This window comes from Fundidesulfovibrio putealis DSM 16056, assembly GCF_000429325.1.
Taxonomy (GTDB): domain Bacteria; phylum Desulfobacterota; class Desulfovibrionia; order Desulfovibrionales; family Desulfovibrionaceae; genus Fundidesulfovibrio; species Fundidesulfovibrio putealis.
The window spans coordinates 300300-318908 of record NZ_KE386885.1 but is presented as its reverse complement, the minus strand read 5'-3'; the positions used below and the strand labels follow the sequence as shown (position 1 = coordinate 318908).

The following is an 18609-nucleotide window of genomic DNA, read 5'->3' as shown; positions in this document are numbered from 1 at the left end:
TTCCTCTGAATCGTCCCGGAGTGTTTCACGTGAAACAATCTAGGATTTGTAGGTCCGGTGGCAGTAATCCTGGGCATCCTGAAGGGAATCGACCAGACGGATGGCGTCCTCGCGTTTCCCCTTCTTGACTGCCTGAAGAAGCTGGTTGGCCAGATGGGCGAAGTCTTCGGCTTCGCCTGCCCAATCGTCTCCTGCCTGGACGTGTAGTTGGGTGCAGAGCCTGGAAAACTTGTTGACAAGTTGTTCCTCGGGAAGCTGTCCATCCTGAAGAATCTCCAGGATGCTCTGAAATGCCTCGTCCATGGATGCTTTTAAGGCGCGGAAATCCATCTCCGTATACCCTTAAGGTGACTTTGTTGAGGTTCAATTTCAAGGCGTTACTATGTAAGGCGGGAGACCCTGTCAAGGCCGTTATACCCGATAGTACTCCTTGTACCAGGAAATAAAGCGCTCAATGCCATATTGGATGGGGGTGGTCGGCTTGAAACCCACATCGTGCATCAAATCCGTGACATCAGCGTACGTGGCCGGAACGTCCCCGGGCTGCATGGGAAGCATGATCTTCTTGGCAGTCTTGCCCAGGGCCTTTTCCAGGGCTTCGATATACACGGAAAGCTCGACGCAGTCGTTGTTCCCGATGTTGTAGATGCGGTACGGGGCCGGACTGGAACCGGGATCCGGCGACTGGCCGTTCCAGTCGGGGTTGGGCTCGGGGATGCGCATGAGCGAGCGCACGACGCCCTCGACGATGTCGTCGATGTAGGTGAAGTCCCGGCGCATCTTGCCGTGGTTGAAGACCTGTATGGGCCGGTCTTCGACGATGGCCTTGGTGAACAGGAACAGCGCCATGTCCGGCCTGCCCCAGGGCCCGTACACGGTGAAGAAGCGAAGTCCGGTGCAGGGCAGCCCGTAAAGGTGGCTGTAGGCGTGGGCCATGAGTTCGTTGGACTTTTTGGAAGCCGCGTACAGGCTGATGGGGTGGTCCACGTTGGAGTGGACCGAAAAGGGCATGTTCGTGTTCAGGCCGTACACGGAGCTCGATGAGGCGTACACCAGATGGGACACCCCGCCGTGGCGGCAACCCTCCAGGAGGTTGGTGAAGCCCACGATGTTGGACTGCACGTAGGCCATGGGATTTTCCAGGCTGTAGCGCACACCGGCCTGGGCCGCCATGTTCACCACATGGGTGAACTGGTTGTTGGAGAACAAGGATTCCATGTCCTCGCGGTCCGCGAGGTCGATCTTGAAAAAGGTGAACTGGTCATTGCGCTGAAGAAGTTTCAGGCGGTCCTTTTTGAGGGCCACGGAATAATAATCGTTGAGATTATCCAGACCGACAACGGTGTGTCCCATCTCGAGAAGACGCTTGCAGAGATGGAAGCCGATGAATCCGGCTGCGCCTGTGACCAGGAATTTCATGAAAATGCCTTTGTGAAATCTTCAGGGATAGCTTTTCGGTGTTGTTTCGTGAAAATTTATTGCTGGTACGTATCTGAGTCGCGTCTTGTCAAGACAGGTTGTCACGGACCTGGGAAAATGAAAGTGCGCAATGCATCCGCTTCTGCTTGCAGTTCATCGTCGCTCATCCCGGAGAAAACCTCCAAGGAAGAAACCCGAAGCAGGACAGTGGAACAGTCTGAACCGGAGAACGACAGGGACAGAGGATGATCTTGCGATTCGTCGAACAAAACAACGCTTGAAGGGTTCAGGCGAGACACGGCCTCGAGGAAAACATCCTGATGCTGCGCAAGCGAACCTCCCGAGGGCAGGCAATAGGGGAAAAAGCCAACAAAACCCTTGGGCAGGCGTACAGCTGCCAGAAGCCGGCCCAAGGTCTTCCTGCGCTCGGCTGATGGCTGGCCGGTAAGATCCTGCCCGAGGCCCTCATAGGTCCACACCGACTGCGCGCCCTGGGGCATCTTGCTCAAAAATCCGGCCCAGGGCTGCTGGCCCAGGACAGAAGGAGCGGCTGCTCCTGCATCCCCGGTCCTGGCCTGAACCCCGCAACCTGCCGGATCCGGGAGAACCGCAGATCCGGCGGACACAGGGGCAACAGGGGCGGCCAGCAAATGCCGGATGCCTGCCTGATGCAGCACCAGCAGATGCTGCTTCAGGGCAAAAGATGCGTGATCCATTCCAGGAGCCTCCAGGCAACCTCGGGTTTGGTGAGCTGGGGCCACTGCTCAGAGCGGCCAACAGCGTCCACCACGTAGACCTGGTTTGTGGCCGACGCGAAACCGCTGCCTGGGGAGGCTATGGAATTGGCCACCATCAGGTCGCAGTTCTTGGCCGCGAGCTTCTGGGCGGCGTAGTCCGCCAGATTGGCCGTCTCGGCGCAAAATCCCAGGAGCTTCTGGTTGCGGGCCTTATTCTGGCCCAGGGTCTTCAGAATGTCCGGATTGGTCTGGAACTCGATCTGGATGGGGCCGTCTGTCAGGCTGCTCTTCTTGAACTTCTCGCTGCCGTGGGGAACCGGGGAGAAATCGGAGACCGCCGCAGTCATGAGGCCCAGGTCCTGCTCAGGCCACAGGCCGGTACAGGCCGTGAACATCTCGCGCGCGGTCTGCACCGGCACGCGCGCCACGTCGCAGGGGAACCACAAGTCCACCGGACCGTGCACCACCGTGACCGTCGCGCCGCGAAGCCAGGCGGCCATGGCCAGGCAGCCGCCCATGAGCCCGGTGGAAGGGTTGGACCAATAACGGGCCGGATCGAAAAATTCGCGCGTGGGGCCAAGCGACACCATGACGCGGGTACCGGCCATGTCCTGGGGCGTCAGAGACTTCAGCACCTGGGCGACGATCGCTTCCAGGGGAGCGAGCCTGCCCTTGCCGGTCTCGCCGCAGGCCATGGCCCCGCTGCCAGGACCGACAACGCGCACGCCTCGCGCACGGAGGGTCTCCAGGTTGGCCTGGGTGGCCGGTGCGTCCCACAGTCGGGGATTCATGGCCGGGGCCAGGATGACCGGGCCTTGGAAAGCCAGGGCCTGTGCGGAGAGGATCTCGTCGGCCAGGCCGTGGGCCAGCTTGGCCATGATGTTGGCCGTGGCCGGGGCAATCACCAGGCAGCGGGCCTCCTGGGCGGGTTCGAGGTGGCCGAAGGCGCTGTCCTCGCCGTCCCACATGGTGGTGTAGACGTGCTGGGCGCCCAGGGACTGAAAGGCCAGGGGTGTGACGAACCGTGCGGCGGCCTGGGTGATGCTCACACCGGTCAGGAGCTCCAGTTCGCCGAACATCCGAAGCAGCTCGAGGGCCTTGTAGGCGGCGATGCTTCCGGTTACGCCCAGCTGGATGCGCGTGCCGTGGTGGATGGGGAAAAGAAGGTGTGTTGGCAGCATGGCCGGATCATGCTTGAGGCCGGGGCGGCTGTCAAAGGGTTGCACGAGGGGGAGTGATGGACGCATTCATGATTGAGGTGCTGGGACTTGCGGCAGGGTGCATGACCACCTGCTCCTTCATCCCGCAGGTGGTGCGCACGTACCGGTCGCGGTCGGTGTCGGACATCTCGCTTCGCATGTACCTGCTGCTGTGCGCGGGAATCGCCATGTGGGTGGTGTACGGCCTTATGATCGGTTCGGTGTCCGTGGTGGCCGCCAACAGCGTGAGCCTGTGCCTGACCCTGGCCATCCTGGTGATGAAGATCAAGTTCAGGCATGAACGAAACTCGCCCAGGCGCGGCTGACAGCTTCCCCTACTCTCCCGGCGTTTCTCCAGGCTTTAACGGCCTGTGCCCCATGACGGGTTCACGGGTGATCAGGCCCTTTTTCAGCAACCCCAGCGCCACGGCGCAGAATGATCCGATGCGTTCCGGAGTGTCCATGATCTCCACCACCACGGGCAGGTCGCTGGAGAGCTCCAGCAGGCGCGCCGTATGGATGCGGCTGTTGCCGCCGTATCCCATCATGCCGCGAAACACCGTGGCCCCGGCCAGTCCGTGCTCATGGGCAGCCGCCACTATCTGCGAAAAGGCGCTGCGCCCGTCGATGGTGTCTGATTCGTCGGTATAGACGCGCAGCCGCTCAAGAGTCTCCCAGGCCATCTAGAGAACCCTCCCCAGAAATACGCCCAGCAGGAAGGCCGCGAACCCCGCGACGTTCTGCCCGAGCAGATTGAGGGACATGCGCAGCCACTCGCCGCCGGAAGCCAGCTGCGCCGATTCGAATACATACGTGGAAAAGGTGGTGAACGCGCCCATGAAGCCAACCAGCACGATCAGGCGGGTTTCACCGCTTATGACGAAGCGTTCCTCGGAGAGCACCCAGACCAGGCCGAACAGGAGGCACCCGATAGTGTTCACCGCCCAGGTGCCCCAGGGGAAGTCCGGCCCCAGAAGCCTGTAGACCGCTCCTGAGAGCCAAAACCGGGCAACGGTCCCGGCAGCGCCTGCAAATGCGATTAAGAGCAGTTTACGGGCCATTGCGGCTGCCTTGCTGTTTTTGCCTGCCTGCAGGGGTGGGCGGGCATGATGTATCGACCCTGAAGGGTTCGATCAAACCGAGCGTCCAAAATCCGATCAAAGTAAACTCAGAAAATACCAGGCTCACAGCAGAGGCACGCGCCCTCCCCCTGCCCGGAAAAAAACAGGCAGATTGCTGCCGGGCAACAATCTGCCTGGGGAATGCACTTGCGCGCAGGTCGGCAGGGACGTTTCGAATCATCCGGCTCTGTGCCGAATCCCGCGAATACGGAAAAACCCGCTAGCTCTCCTCGCCCGTGCTGGTGGCGTCGCCTTCAACGCTCGCGCCCTCCACCACGTCGAAGCCCATCACCTGGATGCCGTTCTCCATGTCCACCAGGGTGACGCCCTGCGCGGCGCGGCCCACGTTGCGCACGGAGGCGACCGGGGTGCGGATGATCTTGTTGGCCGAGGTCAAAAGCAGAATGTCGTCGGTCTCGCTCACGGAGGTCGCGCCGATGACGTGGCCGGTCTTGGCGGTCACCTTCATGTTGATGACGCCCTTTCCGCTGCGGCTCTGCAAGCGGTACAGGTCCACATCAGAGCGCTTGCCGAAGCCGTTGGCGGACACGGTGAGCACCTGGGTGCGCTCCGGGTCGCCGAAAACGACGCCAGAGGCCACGCGGTCGCGCTCACCCAGGGCAATGCCCTTCACGCCTGCGGTGCTGCGGCCCATGGGGCGCACGTCGCCGACGTTGAAGCGGATGCCCAGGCCAAGCTCCGTGGCAAGAAGTATCTCAGCGTTGGCCGGAACTTCCTTCACGTCCAGAAGCTCGTCGTGCTCGTTCAGCAGAACGGCGCGGATGCCGCCGGAGCGCACGTTCTTGTACAGGTCCAGAGCGGTGCGCTTGACCATGCCCCTGCGGGTCACGAACAGGAAGTACCGGTCCGGGGAGAACTCGCGGATGGTCAGCGCCGTGGTGATGAACTCTTCCTTGTCCATGGGCAGCAGGTTGGCGATGTGCTGGCCCTTGGCGGTGCGCGAACCTTCGGGGATCTGGTGGACCTTCAGCTGGTGCATCTTGCCCAGGTTGGTGAACAGCAGCAGATACTGGTGGTTCGTGGTGATGCAGAAGCTCTGGATGAAGTCCTCGGCGGAAGTGTGCACCCCGGCGATGCCTTTGCCGCCCCGGCGCTGCTGCTGGTAGGTATCCAGCGGCGTGCGCTTGATGTAGCCCCGACGCGACAAGGTGATGACCACGTTCTCGTCGGGGATGAGGTCCTCGATGTCGATGCCTTCCAGGCTCTGGAGGATCTCGGTGCGACGCGGCGTGGCGAACTTCTCTTTAAGCTCCACCACTTCGTCGCGCACGACGCCAAGCAGCACCACGTCGCTCTCCAGGATGGAGCGCAGGTACTCGATGAGCTTCATGAGGGCCGCGTATTCTTCCAGCAGCTTTTCGCGCTCCAGGTTGGTGAGGCGTTGCAAGCGCATGTCCAGGATGGCCTGGGACTGGCGCTCGGAGAGCTCGAAGCGCTCCATGAGGCGCTCTTTGGCTTCCTGAGGCGTCTTGGACGCGCGGATCAGGCGGACAACCTCGTCGATGTTGTCCAGGGCGATGCGCAGGCCTTCCAGGATGTGGGCGCGCTCCTCAGACTTGCGCAGGTCGTAGCGCGAGCGCCGGATGATGACTTCCTTGCGGTGGTCCAGGAAGTGCTCGAGCATCTGCTTCAGGTTCAGAAGCGCCGGCCGGTTGGAGGCCACCACCAGCATGTTGATGCCGAAAGAGGTCTCGAGAGGCGTGAACTTGTACAGGCTGTTGATGACGATGTCGGGGATGGTTCCGCGCTTGAGCTCCAGCACGATGCGGATGCCCTTGCGGTCGGACTCGTCGCGCAAGTCCGTGACGCCGTCGATCTTCTTCTCGTTGACCAGCTGGGCGATCTTCTCCACCAGGCTCGACTTGTTCAGGGCGTAGGGAATCTCGCGGATGACCACGAGTTCCTTGTCCTTCTTGAACTGCTCGATCTCCACCCTGCCGCGCATCTTGATGGAGCCGCGACCGGTGCGGTAGGCGTCCAGGAGCCCCTGGCCGCCGAAGATGGCGCCGTAGGTGGGGAAGTCCGGGCCGGATACGCGCGAAATGACTGAATCGACGGTGCAGTTGGGTTCATCGATGATGTGCAGGAGCGCGTCGCACAGCTCGCCCAGGTTGTGGGGCGGAATGTTGGTGGCCATGCCGACCGCGATGCCGGTGCTGCCGTTCAGCAGGAGGTTCGGCACCTTGGTGGGCAGGACCGACGGCTCCTGCATGGAGTTGTCGTAGTTGGGACGGAAATCGACGGTTTCCTTCTCGATGTCGGCCAAAAACTCGCTGGTCAGGCGCGACATGCGCACTTCGGTGTATCGCATGGCTGCCGCAGCGTCGCCGTCGATGGAGCCGAAGTTGCCCTGCCCGTCCACCAGGGGGTCGCGCATGGAGAATTCCTGGGCCATGCGCACCAGGGCGTCGTACACGGACTGGTCGCCGTGCGGGTGGTATTTGCCGATCACGTCGCCGACGATGCGGGCGGACTTCTTGTAGGGCCGGTTCCAGGAGTTGGACAGCTCGTGCATGGCGAACAGGACGCGCCTGTGCACCGGCTTGAGTCCGTCGCGCACGTCCGGGATGGCGCGGCCCACAATGACGGACAGGGAGTACTCCAGGTAGGACTTCTGGAGCTCGTCCTCGATGGTGATCTGATTCTTTTTGTCGTCTACGTTCTGGTCGAGCACGTGATGCCTCGTGTAGTGAGCAGGGAGGTTCGTCGGAAGAAAGCCTCCGGCGGCCAAAGGGACAAGTCCCTTTGGAATCCCGTATAATTAATCGCGTTTATCCACAGTATGAAAGCTGAGGCGGAGAACCCGGACACCCCCGCAAGGGGGTCCAGAGGGCGAAGCCTTCTGGCCGCCGGAGGCTGTTCCCCGTCACAAACCGCCCCTAAATATCCAGTTCCCGGACGTTCAGGGCGTTTCGTTCAATGAACTCGCGCCGCTTGACCACGTTGTCGCCCATGAGGTCGGAGAAGTGCTCGTCCGCCTGGGCCACGTCCTCGATGGACACGCGCAGGAAGGTCCGCTTCTCGGGGTTCATGGTGGTCTCCCAGAGCTGGATGGGGTTCATCTCGCCAAGACCTTTGTAGCGCTGGATGTTGAGGCCCTTGTGGGCCTCGTCCAGCACGGTCTGGAGCAGCTCGAAGATGCCGGTCACTTCGGTCTGGACCTCTTTGCGGGTCATGACGAAGCGGTCCGCGCTGCCGGCCGGGGCGGCGCTCAGTTCGGCCTCCCTGGCCACGCCCACGCCGAAGGCGGTGCGCAGCTCGTCCAGGGCGGTCCAGCACTGTCGGTACACACGGGCCGCGAAGAACTCCAGGCCAAGCCGGGTCTTCACGCCGTTGCGGCTGATGAACACCGCGTAGGCGCGCCGCTCGATCTCGTCCTCTTCCACATCCAGGGTCAGCGAGTACTCGCTGGCCTTCAGGTGTTCCTGAAGGGCGGAGAGGCCGTCGCCCTCGAAGTCGGCGGGCAAGATGCGCTTGGGCGAGTTCAGGAAGCACCACAACAGGGGTTCGGGGATGCCGTAGCCCTGGGCTTCCAGGAAGCGTCCCTGGAGGGTCTGGATCTTCAGGAGCATCTCGCGCAGCGGGCCGTTATCGAAGTTCTGGCCGTTCTCGCCGGAAACGGAGAGGTCCTCGGTGACGCGCGACAGCAGGAACTCGGAGAGCTCCTTGTCGTCCTTGATGAAGCGCTCCCAGTCGCCCTTGTGCACCCGGTACAGGGGGGGCTGGGCGATGTACAGGTAGCCCCGGTCGATGAGCTCCTGGTACTGGCGGTAGAAGAAGGTCAGGAGCAGGGTGCGGATGTGCGCCCCGTCCACGTCGGCGTCGGTCATGATGACGATCTTGTGGTAGCGCAGCTTGGCCAGGTCCACGTCGTCCTGCCCGATGCCAGGGCCCATGGCGGTGATCAGCGCCCTGATTTCCTTGTTGCCAAGCATCTTGTCGAAGCGCGTCTTCTCCACGTTCAGGATCTTGCCGCGAAGGGGCAGGATGGCCTGGAACTTGGGGTCGCGCCCCTGCTTGGCGGAGCCGCCTGCCGAGTCGCCCTCGACGATGAACAGTTCGGATTCCTCTGGGCTCTTGGACTGGCAGTCGGCCAGCTTGCCGGGCAGCGAGTTGTCCGACAGCGCCCCCTTGCGGCGGACGAGATCCTTGGCCTTGCGGGCAGCCTCGCGGGCGCGGGCCGCGTCAACGGACTTGTCCACGATGAGCTTGGCGTCCTTGGGGTGCTCCTCGAAGTAGGTGTTCAGCACGTCGCCGCACACCTTGGCCACCTGGCCAGCCACCTCGGAGTTGCCGAGCTTGGTCTTGGTCTGGCCTTCGAACTGGGGCTGGGGAATCTTGACCGAGAGGACGGCAGTGAGGCCTTCGCGCACGTCGTCGCCGGTGAGCTTCTGCTTGAGCTTCTTGATGAGCCCCGATTTCTCGATGTAGTTGTTGATGGCCCTCGTCAGGGCGGTCTTGAATCCTGCCAGGTGCGTGCCGCCTTCCTGGGTGCGGATGTTGTTGACGAAGGTGAGCATCTGCTCCTTGTAGCCCGCGTTGTACTGGAGCGCGAACTCCACGATGGTGCTGTCCACGGTGCCCGATCCGGACACGATCTCGTGCACGCCCATGTCGCCCTGGTTCAGGTCCTGGACGAAGCGGCGGATGCCGCCTTCGTAGCTGTAGACCTGCTCTTCCTGGTTGCGCTCGTCCTTGAATTCCAGGGTCAGCCCGGAGTTCAGGTAGGCCAGCTCCTCGAAGCGCTTGGACAGGGTGGCGTGGACGAAGTCGGCGGTCTCGAAGATGGTCTCGTCGGGCATGAAGCGCACGGTGGTGCCGGTGCCCTCTGCCGTGCCGATCTCGTTCACCGGGGTGACCGGGATGCCGCGCTCGTAGCGCTGGCGGTAGCGCTTGCCGTTACGCTTGATGGTCACTTCCAGGTACTCGGACAGGGCGTTCACGCAGGAGACGCCCACGCCGTGCAGGCCGCCGGAGACTTTATAGGCGTCGTTGTCGAACTTGCCGCCCGCGTGCAGCACGGTCATGACCACTTCAACGGCAGGGCGGCCTTCCTTGGGGTGCAGGTCCACGGGGATGCCGCGCCCGTTGTCGGAAATGGTGACCGAGTTGTCCAGGTGGATGATGATGCGGATGCGGTCGCAGTAGCCGGCCATGGCCTCGTCGATGGAGTTGTCCACCACCTCGTAGACCAGATGATGCAGACCACGCACGTCCGTGGAGCCGATGTACATGGCCGGGCGCTTCCGGACTGCGGAAAGACCCTCCAGGACGGTTATGGAATCGGCGTTGTAGGACTGAGGCGTCGAAGACTGGGTCATGCGGAGGCTTCCTCGCTATAATACGTCTCTTCCACGATCTTCATGGGCATGATGATGACCAGATAGTCGGCGTCGTCCTCTCCGGTGATGCCGCAGGGGCCTTCCGCGCCGGTCATGGTGAAGCGGACCGTGGTGGAATTGAAGTGTCCGAGGATTTCCAGCAGGTCGCGGGTGGGGAAGGCGATCTTCTTCAAGTCCCCGCCGTACTGGGCGTCCATGGATTCGGTGGCCGCGCCGGTGTCGTTCCCCTGCGACTGCAGGGTGAGCTGTCCGGGCGTGTCCAGCTGGAAATAGGTGCAGCGGTTGTTATCGGTGTTGAAGATGGAGATGCGGTCCAGGGCCTCGGACAGCGCGCCCTTCTCGGCGGCCAGCTCGGAAGCCTCGGGGGAGGAGAGCTTGCCCACGAAGTTCTTGTAGTCCGGGTACTGGTAGTACGACAGGGGCAGGCTGAAGCTCTCGCGCTGGTCCTGGGTGCGGAAGAAGAGGCGCTTCTGGCTGATGGCCAGCTCGATCTCGTCCGTGGTGAGCCACTTTTTGAGCTCCAGCACGTACTTCTTCTGGATCAGGATGCCCTCGGCGGGGATCATGGCCCGGATGTCGTCGTTTAGGAACCCGGCCATGGCGAACTGGTGGCCGTTCAGGCCGCAGACCTCGACCTTGTCCTCCAGGGCGCGCAGGTACATGCAGGCCATGGCCTCCATGGTGTCCTCGTCGGACACGCAGAAGAACACCCGGTCGATGAGCTCCTGCAGGAAATCGCCGCTCCACATCACGTGCTCGCCCTGGGGGAACTCGGCGAAAGGCTGGAACCAGCTCTTCTCGCTGGTGGGCAGCTTGTAGTGGCGTCCCGCCTGGGTGACCAGCAGCGTCTGGCTGGCAGCGTCCAGCTTCAGCTGGATCTCTCCCGCCGGGAGCTTGCGCACCAGGTCGAAGAAGGAGCGGCCCTGGACGCCGCACAGGCCCTGTTCCAGAACCTCGGCCCGGTACTTGCCCACGAATTCCAGGGAGGAGTCCGTGGACATGATGCGCAGCGCCCCGTTCTCGGCAGAAAGCCATATGGTGCGCAGAAAGGCCGCTCCGGTCTTGGCCGGGATGATGTTGGCCGATTTCTGGAGGCCTTCGATAATATCGTTCCTGGTGACCTTCACGTACATGTGGTCGTCTCCTTGGGCGGTGTGCGTCGATGGTCGGGGATGTATTTGTGATGTCAGCGTGACCGGGGGACTATACGGAAAAAACGGCAAAGGGCAAGACCCGTAAAGTCAAGCAATGGCGCGGGTTGCTGGCGTGAAGGCCTGCGCGGCTGGCTCTGGAGCGGGCTTTGCCCGTCCGGGCTTTGGGGCTTCCCGGAAGAAAGGCACAATGCTCTTAACTCCAAAACAATAAGTTTATGATTTCTTGTTGTCCTTGTAGAGGGGGTGCTCTTGTTCCTGACTTGGATATCTATCTGAAATGATAAAAAAAGTTATGATTGATTTTCGAGCGGGAAACGAACGCAGGGAGCAGCCCGGCGCACGCGGAGCGATCACTGCCCTCCTAAACGGCAGTTTTTGCGCAACGTCATCACTAATTCTTTCATATCGTTACTATCATTTTGAATTTGTTTGATTTTATTGACTGCGTACAGCACCGTGGAGTGGTCCTTGCCGCCGAAAAGCTTGCCCAGCGCCGGAAACGACAGGCCCAGCTCCTCCCGGCAGAGCAGCATGGCCACCTGTCTGGCCAGAACCACCTGCTTGTGGCGTTTGGTGCCGAGGATGGCCTTCACATCCAGGTTGAAGCGCTTGGCCACCTGTTCCAGGATCACCTGGGGCGTGGTCCTGGCGGTCTGCTCGTCCTGGCTGCGGCCCAGGATGTTTTCGAAGATGGCTTCGGAGATGTCCTTTTTCAGCAACTCCCGGAACGCCCGGAACTTGTTCATAAGTCCGTGCAGGCTTCGGAAGTCGTGGTGTCGCTGGGCCAGGGTGAGCATCTGGGCCTTTGAGAGGCTGATCTTTTTGCGCTGGCAGTGATCCTGGACGTATTTCAGGCGCACATCCAGGTCGGGCTTGGCCAGCTGCACCATGAGGCCCCCGTCCAGGCGCGCCTTGAGGTCCTGGGGGATTCCCTCGCAGGAGGAGAGCTGCGCGCAGGAGGAGAACACCATCTGGCGCTTGCCGTCGTGGAAGGAGTTGAACAGGGTCAGCAGCTCGCGCCCCAGCTGGGGGTAATCGCCCAGGCGGTGCAGGTCGTCCAGGAAGAAGCAGTGAAAGCCCGTGAGATGGGTCCTGACCTGGAACACGTTGTCCTTGGGGCCGGACTGGTACAGCCCGGCGAGCTCGTCCACGGTGCCCATGAAGATGAAGTTCTTGTCCTGATGCTTGCTGATCTCGTTGGCCATGCAGCGCAGCAGGTGGGTCTTGCCGGTGCCCTGCTCCCCCTGGATGACCAGGGGGTTGAACTTCACCTCGCGGTTCTTGGCCACGTCGCGCGCCGTGGCCAGGGGGAAGAGGTTCTTCTGGTTGGTGAAGAACTGCTCGAAGGTGAACTCGTGGCCGAAGGGGAAATCTATGCTGGAGGCGGTGAAGTCGGCGGACTGGGCGGTCAGGCCCTGGGCCAGGCCCAGGCGGTTGCGGTAGCGCAGCACGTAGCCTGGGCCGAGATACAGGCTGACCTGCTTCTCGAACGTGTCTTTGACCTGAACGTCGAACCATTGGGCAAAGAAAGCGTGCGGAAACTCCACCACGATTTCAAGCGTGTCGGGCAGGGGGTGCAGTTCCAGGGGATCGTACCAGCGGGCCAGGTCCGGTTCCGGGGTGGTCTGCGCGAGGTGGCGGCGGAGCTGTTCTTTGAGCACGGGAGCTTGCACGGGCAAAGGCAACAAGTGATGGAAGAAGGCTAGACCAAATCGGGCGGGGGTTCAACCTGCCTTGCACGCCGCCGAGCGGCCCGTATTGCCAAGGCTGGGTTTTTTGTCCATGATGCCCCTTCTTTTGACTTCAGGAGGCCGACAAGCCATGGCTCAGATAAAAAAGACCATTCAGGACATCAACGAGCGCATCAAGAAGGGCAAAGCCGTCATCCTCACCGCCGAGGAGATGGTGGAGGAAGTCCGCCGCAAGGGCAAGACCGCTGCGGCCAGGGACGTGGACGTCGTCACCACGGGAACCTTCTCGCCCATGTGCTCCTCGGGGATGCTCTTCAACTTCGGGCAGGAGCCGCCCACCATCAAGGCGTCCCAGGTGTCGCTTGGCGGCGTGCCCTGCTATGCGGGCCTGGCTGCCGTGGACGCCTACATCGGCTGCACCGAGCCCCGCGAGGATGATCCGCTCAATAAGGTGTATCCTGGGCGCTTCCTCTACGGCGGCGGGCACGTCATCGAGGACCTGCTGCGCGGCAAGGCCGTGCGCCTGAAATGCAGCGCCTACGGCACGGACTGCTACCCCCGGCGCGAGCTCGACAAGTCCGTGACGCTCGCGGACCTCAAGTATGCCGAGCTCCTGAACCCGCGCAACTGCTACCAGAGCTACAACGTGGCCGTGAACGCGGGCAGCCGGGTGATCTATACCTACATGGGGCCGCTCAAGCCCGGCATGCGAAACGCCAACTACGCCACGGCGGGCCAGCTCTCGCCGCTGTTCAACGACCCCTTCCTGCGCACCATAGGCCTTGGCACCAAGATCTGGCTGGGCGGAGGCACGGGCTGGGTGATCGGCGCGGGCACGCAGCACAATGCCAAGCCCGCCCGCAACGAGCGCGGCATCCCGCTGACCGCCGCCGGAACCCTCATGCTCAAGGGCGACATGAAGGGCATGAGCCCCAAATGGGTGCGCGGCGTGTCCATTCTGGGCTACGGCTGCTCCTTGAACGTGGGCGTTGGCATCCCCATCCCCATCCTGGACGAGGAGATGGCCTGGTTCACGGGCGTTGCCGACTCGGACATCACCATGCCCGTGCGCGACTACGCAAACGACTACCCCAACGGGGTGAACAACGTGCTGGCCCAGCCCAACTTCGAGGAACTCAAATCGGGCGAGATAACGGTGGACGGCCAGGTGATCCGCACCGTGCCGCTCACCAGCTACGCCTTGTCGCTGGAGATAGCCCAGGAGCTCAAAGCCAAGATCGAGCGGGGAGAATTCCTGCTCACCGAAGCGCAGGACAGGATCATCTCGCAGTAAACGCGCAGAAATGAGATGCAAAAAGGGGGGGGCAAAGCTCCCCCCTTCTCGTTTCTATATCTGATATATCAATACTTGTGGCGCATGTTACAACTGCGGTGTAATAGAAGAGACAGGAGAAGTACCCAAATGGCCAACCTTGGCCGAATCTAACCAAGGAGACTGCCCATGCTTCGTTCCACATTCCTCTGCTCCCTGTTGTTGGTGTCGCTTCTGATGACGGCCTGCGTCACGTCCATGGGGATATCCCAGGCCGACGTGTCCGGCACCCCCACCACCTATGCCACGGTGGCCAAGGCTCCCAACCCGCTGCTCATGGGCCACTGGCGCAGGATGAACCCCGAGGGCATCGAAAAGCCCTGGATGTTCCAGTACTGGCTGGTGAAGAACGGCGACAAGTACGCCGTGTTCTACAACTACGACTCGCGCAAGAAGAACGCCTTCAAGGGCTGGGCCTCCTTCAACATCGACGGGGACTCCATGACTTCCGGCGTGGACGGCGCGACCTTCTTCGTGAAGGACGGTCAGGTGTTCATGCAGGTAGCTGGACGCAACACACCATACCCCATGGAAAAAATCGATTAGGGCTTTTGGCGGATCTATGCTGGATACAAAGCTGGTGTTTGCAAACTTCGGATGAATGCGCCTGGCCAAGCCGGGAGCATCAGGGAGGCAGCGAAGCTTCTGCAAATTGTTGTATCGGATGTGGTTGACCCATGCTGTCCGAGATAAACAATACAAATGGAGAAGCAACAATGCTTAACATCATCCGAGCCGTACTCCTGACTCTACTCGTATTCAGCCTTGTGGGATGTGCAGGAACCCAACAGAGTAAGGATGCGACAAGTAGCAAAAGCACCGAGAGGCAAGACTACTGGAGGTAAGGTCACCCACCTCCGGCGAGGACGAGGGCAAGGTGTTCATGCAGATTTTCCGGCGCGACACGCCCTCCCCCGTGGAAAAACCGGAATAAGACTTTTGGCGGGTCCATGTTGGATGACAAGCGGCTGACCGAATACTTTGAACGGATGCTCCTGGCCAAGCCCGGGCGCATCCGTGAAGTGGTGGAATTTCGGATGGTGGTCGAACCTGGAGTGGCGGCTCTAGCCGCCTCTCGCAGGTCCGAGGGGGATTTGGCGCGTCTTCGCAAGCTCGTGGAGCGGCAACAGGCGGCCCCTGCGGAGGACTACGCGGAGCTGGACGCCAAATTCCACATGGCCCTGGCCCGCGCCACCGGAAACGAGGTTGTCTGGGAGATGGCGGCCGTTCTGCACGACCTGGCCGGGGAGAGCCGCGCCGCGCCTCTCATCAGCAGGGAGCGCCTTGAGGCCTCCCTGCGTGACCATGTGCGAATCCTGAAGGCAATTGAAGATGCGGACCCCGAGGCCTGCCGCGAGGCCATGCGCTCCCACCTGGAAAACGTGGGCAGGAAGGCTGGAGACTCCGCGCGGGCCTAACGCATGCCGCACGCCGCGTGGAAGTTGCCCCGAAAGCGGCCACGAGGGTCAGATCAGCCCGCCGTTTGCCCGCAGCACCTGCCCGTTGACCCATCCTCCGTCCGGACCGGCCAGGAAGGACACCACCGAGGCGATGTCCTCGGGAGTTCCCAGGCGCTCCAACGGGGCCATCCTGGCCATGCGTTCGATGAGTTCGGGCGGTTTTCCCTGTGTGAACAGATCGGTGGCGGTGGGTCCGGGGGCCACGGCGTTCACGGTGATGGCGCGCCCGCGCAACTCCTTGGCCAGGATGCCCGTCATGGCCTCCACGGCGGCCTTGGTGGCTGCGTACACGGCGTAGGTCTCCAGGCGCAGGCCGATCACGGTTGTCGATAAGTTTACGATTCGTCCGCCGTCCCTGAGCCGCCTGGCTGCTTCACGCAGCCCGTTGAAGGTTCCCTTCAGGTTCACGGCCACGATGCTGTCGAACATGTCGTCCGGGCAGTCCTGGATCCTGGCCAGGGTCATGATGCCTGCGTTGTTCACCAGCACGCCAACCTTGCCGAACGTCTCCTCGGCAACATCAAAGAGACGGGCCATTGCCAGCGGGTCGCTGACGTCCCCCTGCACGGCCACGGCGCGCCCGCCAGCCCCGGCTATCTCTTCCGCCAGCGATTCGGCGGCGGCCTTGCTCCCAGAAAAGTTGACCACCACGTCCATGCCGTCTCGGGCCAGACGCCTGGATATGGCGGCGCCGATGCCGCGCGATGCCCCGGTGACTATGGCCACTGTGCTGGCCGCCATGGCAGACGCTGTATTGGAATAATCGCTCATGGTGATATCCTTCTTGTGTTATTTTGGAAGGTTGTGCTGTGGGAAAGCGCACCCTCCCGTAGGTCTGATCGGGAATGCTTGGCAGGGGACATACAGGATAACGCCGCGTGTGTCGTGCTGGGGCATGGAAATATGGCACGGGTGTTCATAACCAAATACTCTCGCGCTAGGGAACTTCGCTCTTCCCATTCCGGCGGACCGAGGATAAAAGTCCGCAACGTGTGCGCAGTGTGATTGTTGCGCGCGCACATCACCCGACGCAAAGTCCGTCTTCGAATAAGGAGGAAGCCGGTGGCAATCTGTCCCGCTCCGGCTGTATCAGGATTGGAAGCGACGCGCCGGCGGCCCGGCCCCGGCCCCTTGTCCGGCTCCCGGAAAAGGAAGGGCTGACGTGGCGGTGTCCCAGATCCCCTTTTTTCGCGGGCTGGCCTTCAGGCTTGCGGCCTGGGTGCTGGTCTTCTCCCTGGCCGTGTCCCTGGCCATGTCCTCCCTTCTTCTCTACGCCAAACACCGTGACTTCCTTGCCGACAAGGAGCGCCAGCTCAAAGGCATAGGCGAGGTGAACCTGCCCAGCCTGGCGAACGCGCTGTGGAACCTGGACCAGAGGTCGCTCCTCCTGCAACTGGAGGGGCTGCGGCAGATGCCTGACGTCGAGCTGGTGGAGGTGGGCGACGGCGTCTCCATGGCGGGCTCCCTGGGCGAAACATCCAGCACGCGCAGGCTGGAGCGGATCTACTCCCTGCACTACGAGCTACGCGGCGAAGCGCGCCAGCTGGGAACCCTGCGGGTGGTGCTCGGCCTGGACAAGGGCCTGGACAGGCTCTGGCGCGACGCCCTGCTGTCCATAGCCCTGGAGACGGCCAGGACCCTGGCCATGGGCGGGGCGCTGCTGTTCATCTTCTATTCCCTGGTGGGACGCCATCTGAGGCGAATGGCCTCCTACGCCGCCGGGCTGACCGTGACGGGCCTTGAAAAACCCCTGGTCCTGGACCGCCGCCCCTCCGCCACGGGCAGGCCCGATGAAATGGACCAGCTGAGCGGCGCGCTTGAAACCATGCGCATCAACCTGCTGGGATCGGTCGAGGAGCTGAAGACCGCCAACGAGAGCCTGATCGAGGAGATCGACCGGCGCGAAGAGGCGGAAAAGCAGGTTCGGGCCACGCGGGCGGCGCTGCGAAACATCATCGACTCCATGCCTTCGGCGGTTATCGGGCTTTCCGGGGACATGGTGGTCACCCATTTCAACGCCATGGCCGCGCAGATGAGCGGCATGAACGCCGAACAGGCCGTGGGGCGCACCCTGGGCGAGGTATTCGCACCACTGGTGGCGCATCAGGACATGGTGCGCGAAGCCCTGGAAGAGCGCAAACCCGTGGCCCGCCAGCGCCTGACCCTTCAGGTGCTGGGCGGGGAGATCACGGCCGATCTGGTGGTGTACCCCCTGCTGGCCGAGCAGGGGGGAGGGGTGGTCATCCGCGTTGACGACGAGACCCAGCGCGCCCAGCTGGAGGAAGTGCTGATCCAGACGGAGAAGATGGTGTCGCTTGGCAGCCTGGCCGCAGGCATGGCGCACGAGATCAACAACCCCCTGGCCGGGGTGCTCCAGAGCGCCCAGAGCATGCAGCGCAGGCTGAGCAGCGGGCTTAGGGCCAACGACAAGGCCGCCAGGGAGGCCGGGATCGACCTGATGGCGCTCGAGGCCTACCTCAAGGCGCGCGACATCCCGGAGATACTGGTGGGGATGCGTTCGGCGGGCGAGCGGGCGGCGCGCATCGTGGCCAACATGCTCAAGTTTTCCAGGCTCAGCAAGCGCACCCATGAAGGCCAGAACCTGGCCGAGGTGGTGGACGCTGCCCTGGAGCTGGCCGAGAGCGACTACGACCTGAACCGCAAGTATGATTTCCGGCGCATGCGCATCACCAGGCTCTACGACCCTTCCCTGCCGCCGGTCCCCTGCTCGGCCCAGGAAATGGAACAGGTGGTTCTGAACATCGTCAAGAACGCCGCCCAGGCCATGGGAAATATTCAAGGCCCGGCGCTCACGGTGTCCCTGCGGCGCGAGGACCTGCACGCCGTCATCGAAATCAGCGACAACGGCCCCGGCATGGACGAGTCGGTCAGGAAGCGCGTTTTCGATCCTTTCTTCACCACCAAGATGCAGGGCGAGGGCACGGGCCTGGGCCTCTCGGTGAGCTACTTCATCATCACCCAGAACCACCGGGGCGCAATCCAGGTGGAATCCGCACCGGGCGAAGGGACCACCTTCACCATCCGGCTGCCGCTCGAGGGGCAGCCCGCCTAGCAGCCTGTTGAACGAACCACTCCGGCCGCGTTGCACGGAAAAAGCCAAGCTCCCGCGTA

16 protein-coding genes are annotated in these 18609 nt (G+C 62.3%); 5 read left to right on the top strand and 11 right to left on the bottom strand.

What is annotated here, in order from left to right; genetic code table 11:
* Window positions 1-39 precede the first annotated feature (39 nt).
* The 4 genes from G453_RS0118210 to coaBC form a co-directional block, all read right to left on the bottom strand.
* Window positions 40-330, bottom strand: a complete 291-nt coding sequence (locus G453_RS0118210) for a GAK system XXXCH domain-containing protein (RefSeq protein WP_027192184.1) — start codon at window positions 328-330, stop codon at window positions 40-42.
* An 81-nt stretch (window positions 331-411) separates the two neighbouring features.
* Window positions 412-1419 carry an NAD-dependent epimerase gene (locus G453_RS0118205; RefSeq protein WP_027192183.1) on the bottom strand — a complete coding sequence of 336 codons (1008 nt, stop codon included), beginning with the start codon at window positions 1417-1419 and terminating at the stop codon, window positions 412-414.
* A 101-nt stretch (window positions 1420-1520) separates the two neighbouring features.
* The gene (locus G453_RS26710) at window positions 1521-2135 is read right to left on the bottom strand and encodes a hypothetical protein (RefSeq protein WP_027192182.1); all 615 of its coding nucleotides are present in this window, start codon (window positions 2133-2135) and stop codon (window positions 1521-1523) included.
* Window positions 2111-3337, bottom strand: coding sequence for a bifunctional phosphopantothenoylcysteine decarboxylase/phosphopantothenate--cysteine ligase CoaBC (gene coaBC / locus G453_RS0118195; RefSeq protein WP_051272598.1), 1227 nt, complete (start codon window positions 3335-3337; stop codon window positions 2111-2113). Before coaBC ends, G453_RS26710 begins: the two co-directional genes overlap by 25 nt.
* 56 nt (window positions 3338-3393) lie before the next feature.
* Here coaBC and G453_RS0118190 point away from each other — a divergent pair, with 56 nt between their 5' ends.
* Window positions 3394-3681: a SemiSWEET family sugar transporter gene (locus G453_RS0118190; protein WP_043646344.1), complete on the top strand. Its 288-nt coding sequence runs from the start codon at window positions 3394-3396 to the stop codon at window positions 3679-3681.
* Between the two features lie 9 nt (window positions 3682-3690).
* Here G453_RS0118190 and G453_RS0118185 read toward each other — a convergent pair whose 3' ends face one another.
* The 6 genes from G453_RS0118185 to G453_RS0118160 form a co-directional block, all read right to left on the bottom strand.
* Window positions 3691-4038: a DUF190 domain-containing protein gene (locus tag G453_RS0118185; RefSeq protein WP_027192179.1), complete on the bottom strand. Its 348-nt coding sequence runs from the start codon at window positions 4036-4038 to the stop codon at window positions 3691-3693.
* Window positions 4039-4416: a fluoride efflux transporter CrcB gene (gene crcB, locus G453_RS0118180; RefSeq protein ID WP_027192178.1), complete on the bottom strand. Its 378-nt coding sequence runs from the start codon at window positions 4414-4416 to the stop codon at window positions 4039-4041. It lies immediately after the preceding gene.
* A 280-nt stretch (window positions 4417-4696) separates the two neighbouring features.
* Window positions 4697-7171 carry a DNA gyrase subunit A gene (gyrA, locus tag G453_RS25085; RefSeq protein WP_043646340.1) on the bottom strand — a complete coding sequence of 825 codons (2475 nt, stop codon included), beginning with the start codon at window positions 7169-7171 and terminating at the stop codon, window positions 4697-4699.
* 205 nt (window positions 7172-7376) lie between these two features.
* Window positions 7377-9818, bottom strand: coding sequence for a DNA topoisomerase (ATP-hydrolyzing) subunit B (gyrB, locus tag G453_RS0118170; protein WP_027192177.1), 2442 nt, complete (start codon window positions 9816-9818; stop codon window positions 7377-7379).
* A complete protein-coding gene (gene dnaN / locus G453_RS0118165; RefSeq protein WP_027192176.1) occupies window positions 9815-10972 on the bottom strand; it encodes a DNA polymerase III subunit beta in 1158 nt (385 codons plus the stop codon). Before dnaN ends, gyrB begins: the two co-directional genes overlap by 4 nt.
* Window positions 10973-11343: 371 nt before the next feature.
* The gene (locus G453_RS0118160) at window positions 11344-12654 is read right to left on the bottom strand and encodes a helix-turn-helix domain-containing protein (RefSeq protein WP_027192175.1); all 1311 of its coding nucleotides are present in this window, start codon (window positions 12652-12654) and stop codon (window positions 11344-11346) included.
* A 160-nt stretch (window positions 12655-12814) separates the two neighbouring features.
* Between G453_RS0118160 and G453_RS0118155 the strand changes: the two genes are divergently transcribed.
* The 3 genes from G453_RS0118155 to G453_RS25080 all read left to right on the top strand — a co-directional run bounded on the left by G453_RS0118155 (window position 12815) and on the right by G453_RS25080 (window position 15435).
* Window positions 12815-13978 carry a homocysteine biosynthesis protein gene (locus G453_RS0118155; protein ID WP_027192174.1) on the top strand — a complete coding sequence of 388 codons (1164 nt, stop codon included), beginning with the start codon at window positions 12815-12817 and terminating at the stop codon, window positions 13976-13978.
* Between the two features lie 168 nt (window positions 13979-14146).
* On the top strand, window positions 14147-14563 hold the full coding sequence (locus tag G453_RS0118150; protein WP_027192173.1) for a hypothetical protein: 417 nt from the start codon (window positions 14147-14149) through the stop codon (window positions 14561-14563).
* Between the two features lie 404 nt (window positions 14564-14967).
* A complete protein-coding gene (locus G453_RS25080) occupies window positions 14968-15435 on the top strand; it encodes a FadR/GntR family transcriptional regulator (RefSeq protein ID WP_051272597.1) in 468 nt (155 codons plus the stop codon).
* A gap of 48 nt (window positions 15436-15483) precedes the next feature.
* Here G453_RS25080 and G453_RS0118140 read toward each other — a convergent pair whose 3' ends face one another.
* Window positions 15484-16248 carry an SDR family oxidoreductase gene (locus G453_RS0118140; protein WP_205620085.1) on the bottom strand — a complete coding sequence of 255 codons (765 nt, stop codon included), beginning with the start codon at window positions 16246-16248 and terminating at the stop codon, window positions 15484-15486.
* A 391-nt stretch (window positions 16249-16639) separates the two neighbouring features.
* Between G453_RS0118140 and G453_RS26705 the strand changes: the two genes are divergently transcribed.
* Complete coding sequence (locus G453_RS26705) at window positions 16640-18550, top strand: ATP-binding protein (RefSeq protein WP_051272596.1); 1911 nt, start codon at window positions 16640-16642, stop codon at window positions 18548-18550.
* The last annotated feature ends 59 nt before the right edge of the window (window positions 18551-18609 follow it).

Coding starts and splice junctions, on each gene's coding strand:
- G453_RS0118210 (WP_027192184.1), bottom strand. CDS start 330: ATGGATTTCCGCGCCTTAAAAGCATCCATGGACGAGGCATTTCAGAGC.
- G453_RS0118205 (WP_027192183.1), bottom strand. CDS start 1,419: ATGAAATTCCTGGTCACAGGCGCAGCCGGATTCATCGGCTTCCATCTC.
- G453_RS26710 (WP_027192182.1), bottom strand. CDS start 2,135: ATGGATCACGCATCTTTTGCCCTGAAGCAGCATCTGCTGGTGCTGCAT.
- coaBC (WP_051272598.1), bottom strand. CDS start 3,337: ATGCTGCCAACACACCTTCTTTTCCCCATCCACCACGGCACGCGCATC.
- G453_RS0118190 (WP_043646344.1), top strand. CDS start 3,394: ATGGACGCATTCATGATTGAGGTGCTGGGACTTGCGGCAGGGTGCATG.
- G453_RS0118185 (WP_027192179.1), bottom strand. CDS start 4,038: ATGGCCTGGGAGACTCTTGAGCGGCTGCGCGTCTATACCGACGAATCA.
- crcB (WP_027192178.1), bottom strand. CDS start 4,416: ATGGCCCGTAAACTGCTCTTAATCGCATTTGCAGGCGCTGCCGGGACC.
- gyrB (WP_027192177.1), bottom strand. CDS start 9,818: ATGACCCAGTCTTCGACGCCTCAGTCCTACAACGCCGATTCCATAACC.
- dnaN (WP_027192176.1), bottom strand. CDS start 10,972: ATGTACGTGAAGGTCACCAGGAACGATATTATCGAAGGCCTCCAGAAA.
- G453_RS0118155 (WP_027192174.1), top strand. CDS start 12,815: ATGGCTCAGATAAAAAAGACCATTCAGGACATCAACGAGCGCATCAAG.
- G453_RS0118150 (WP_027192173.1), top strand. CDS start 14,147: ATGCTTCGTTCCACATTCCTCTGCTCCCTGTTGTTGGTGTCGCTTCTG.
- G453_RS25080 (WP_051272597.1), top strand. CDS start 14,968: ATGTTGGATGACAAGCGGCTGACCGAATACTTTGAACGGATGCTCCTG.
- G453_RS0118140 (WP_205620085.1), bottom strand. CDS start 16,248: ATGAGCGATTATTCCAATACAGCGTCTGCCATGGCGGCCAGCACAGTG.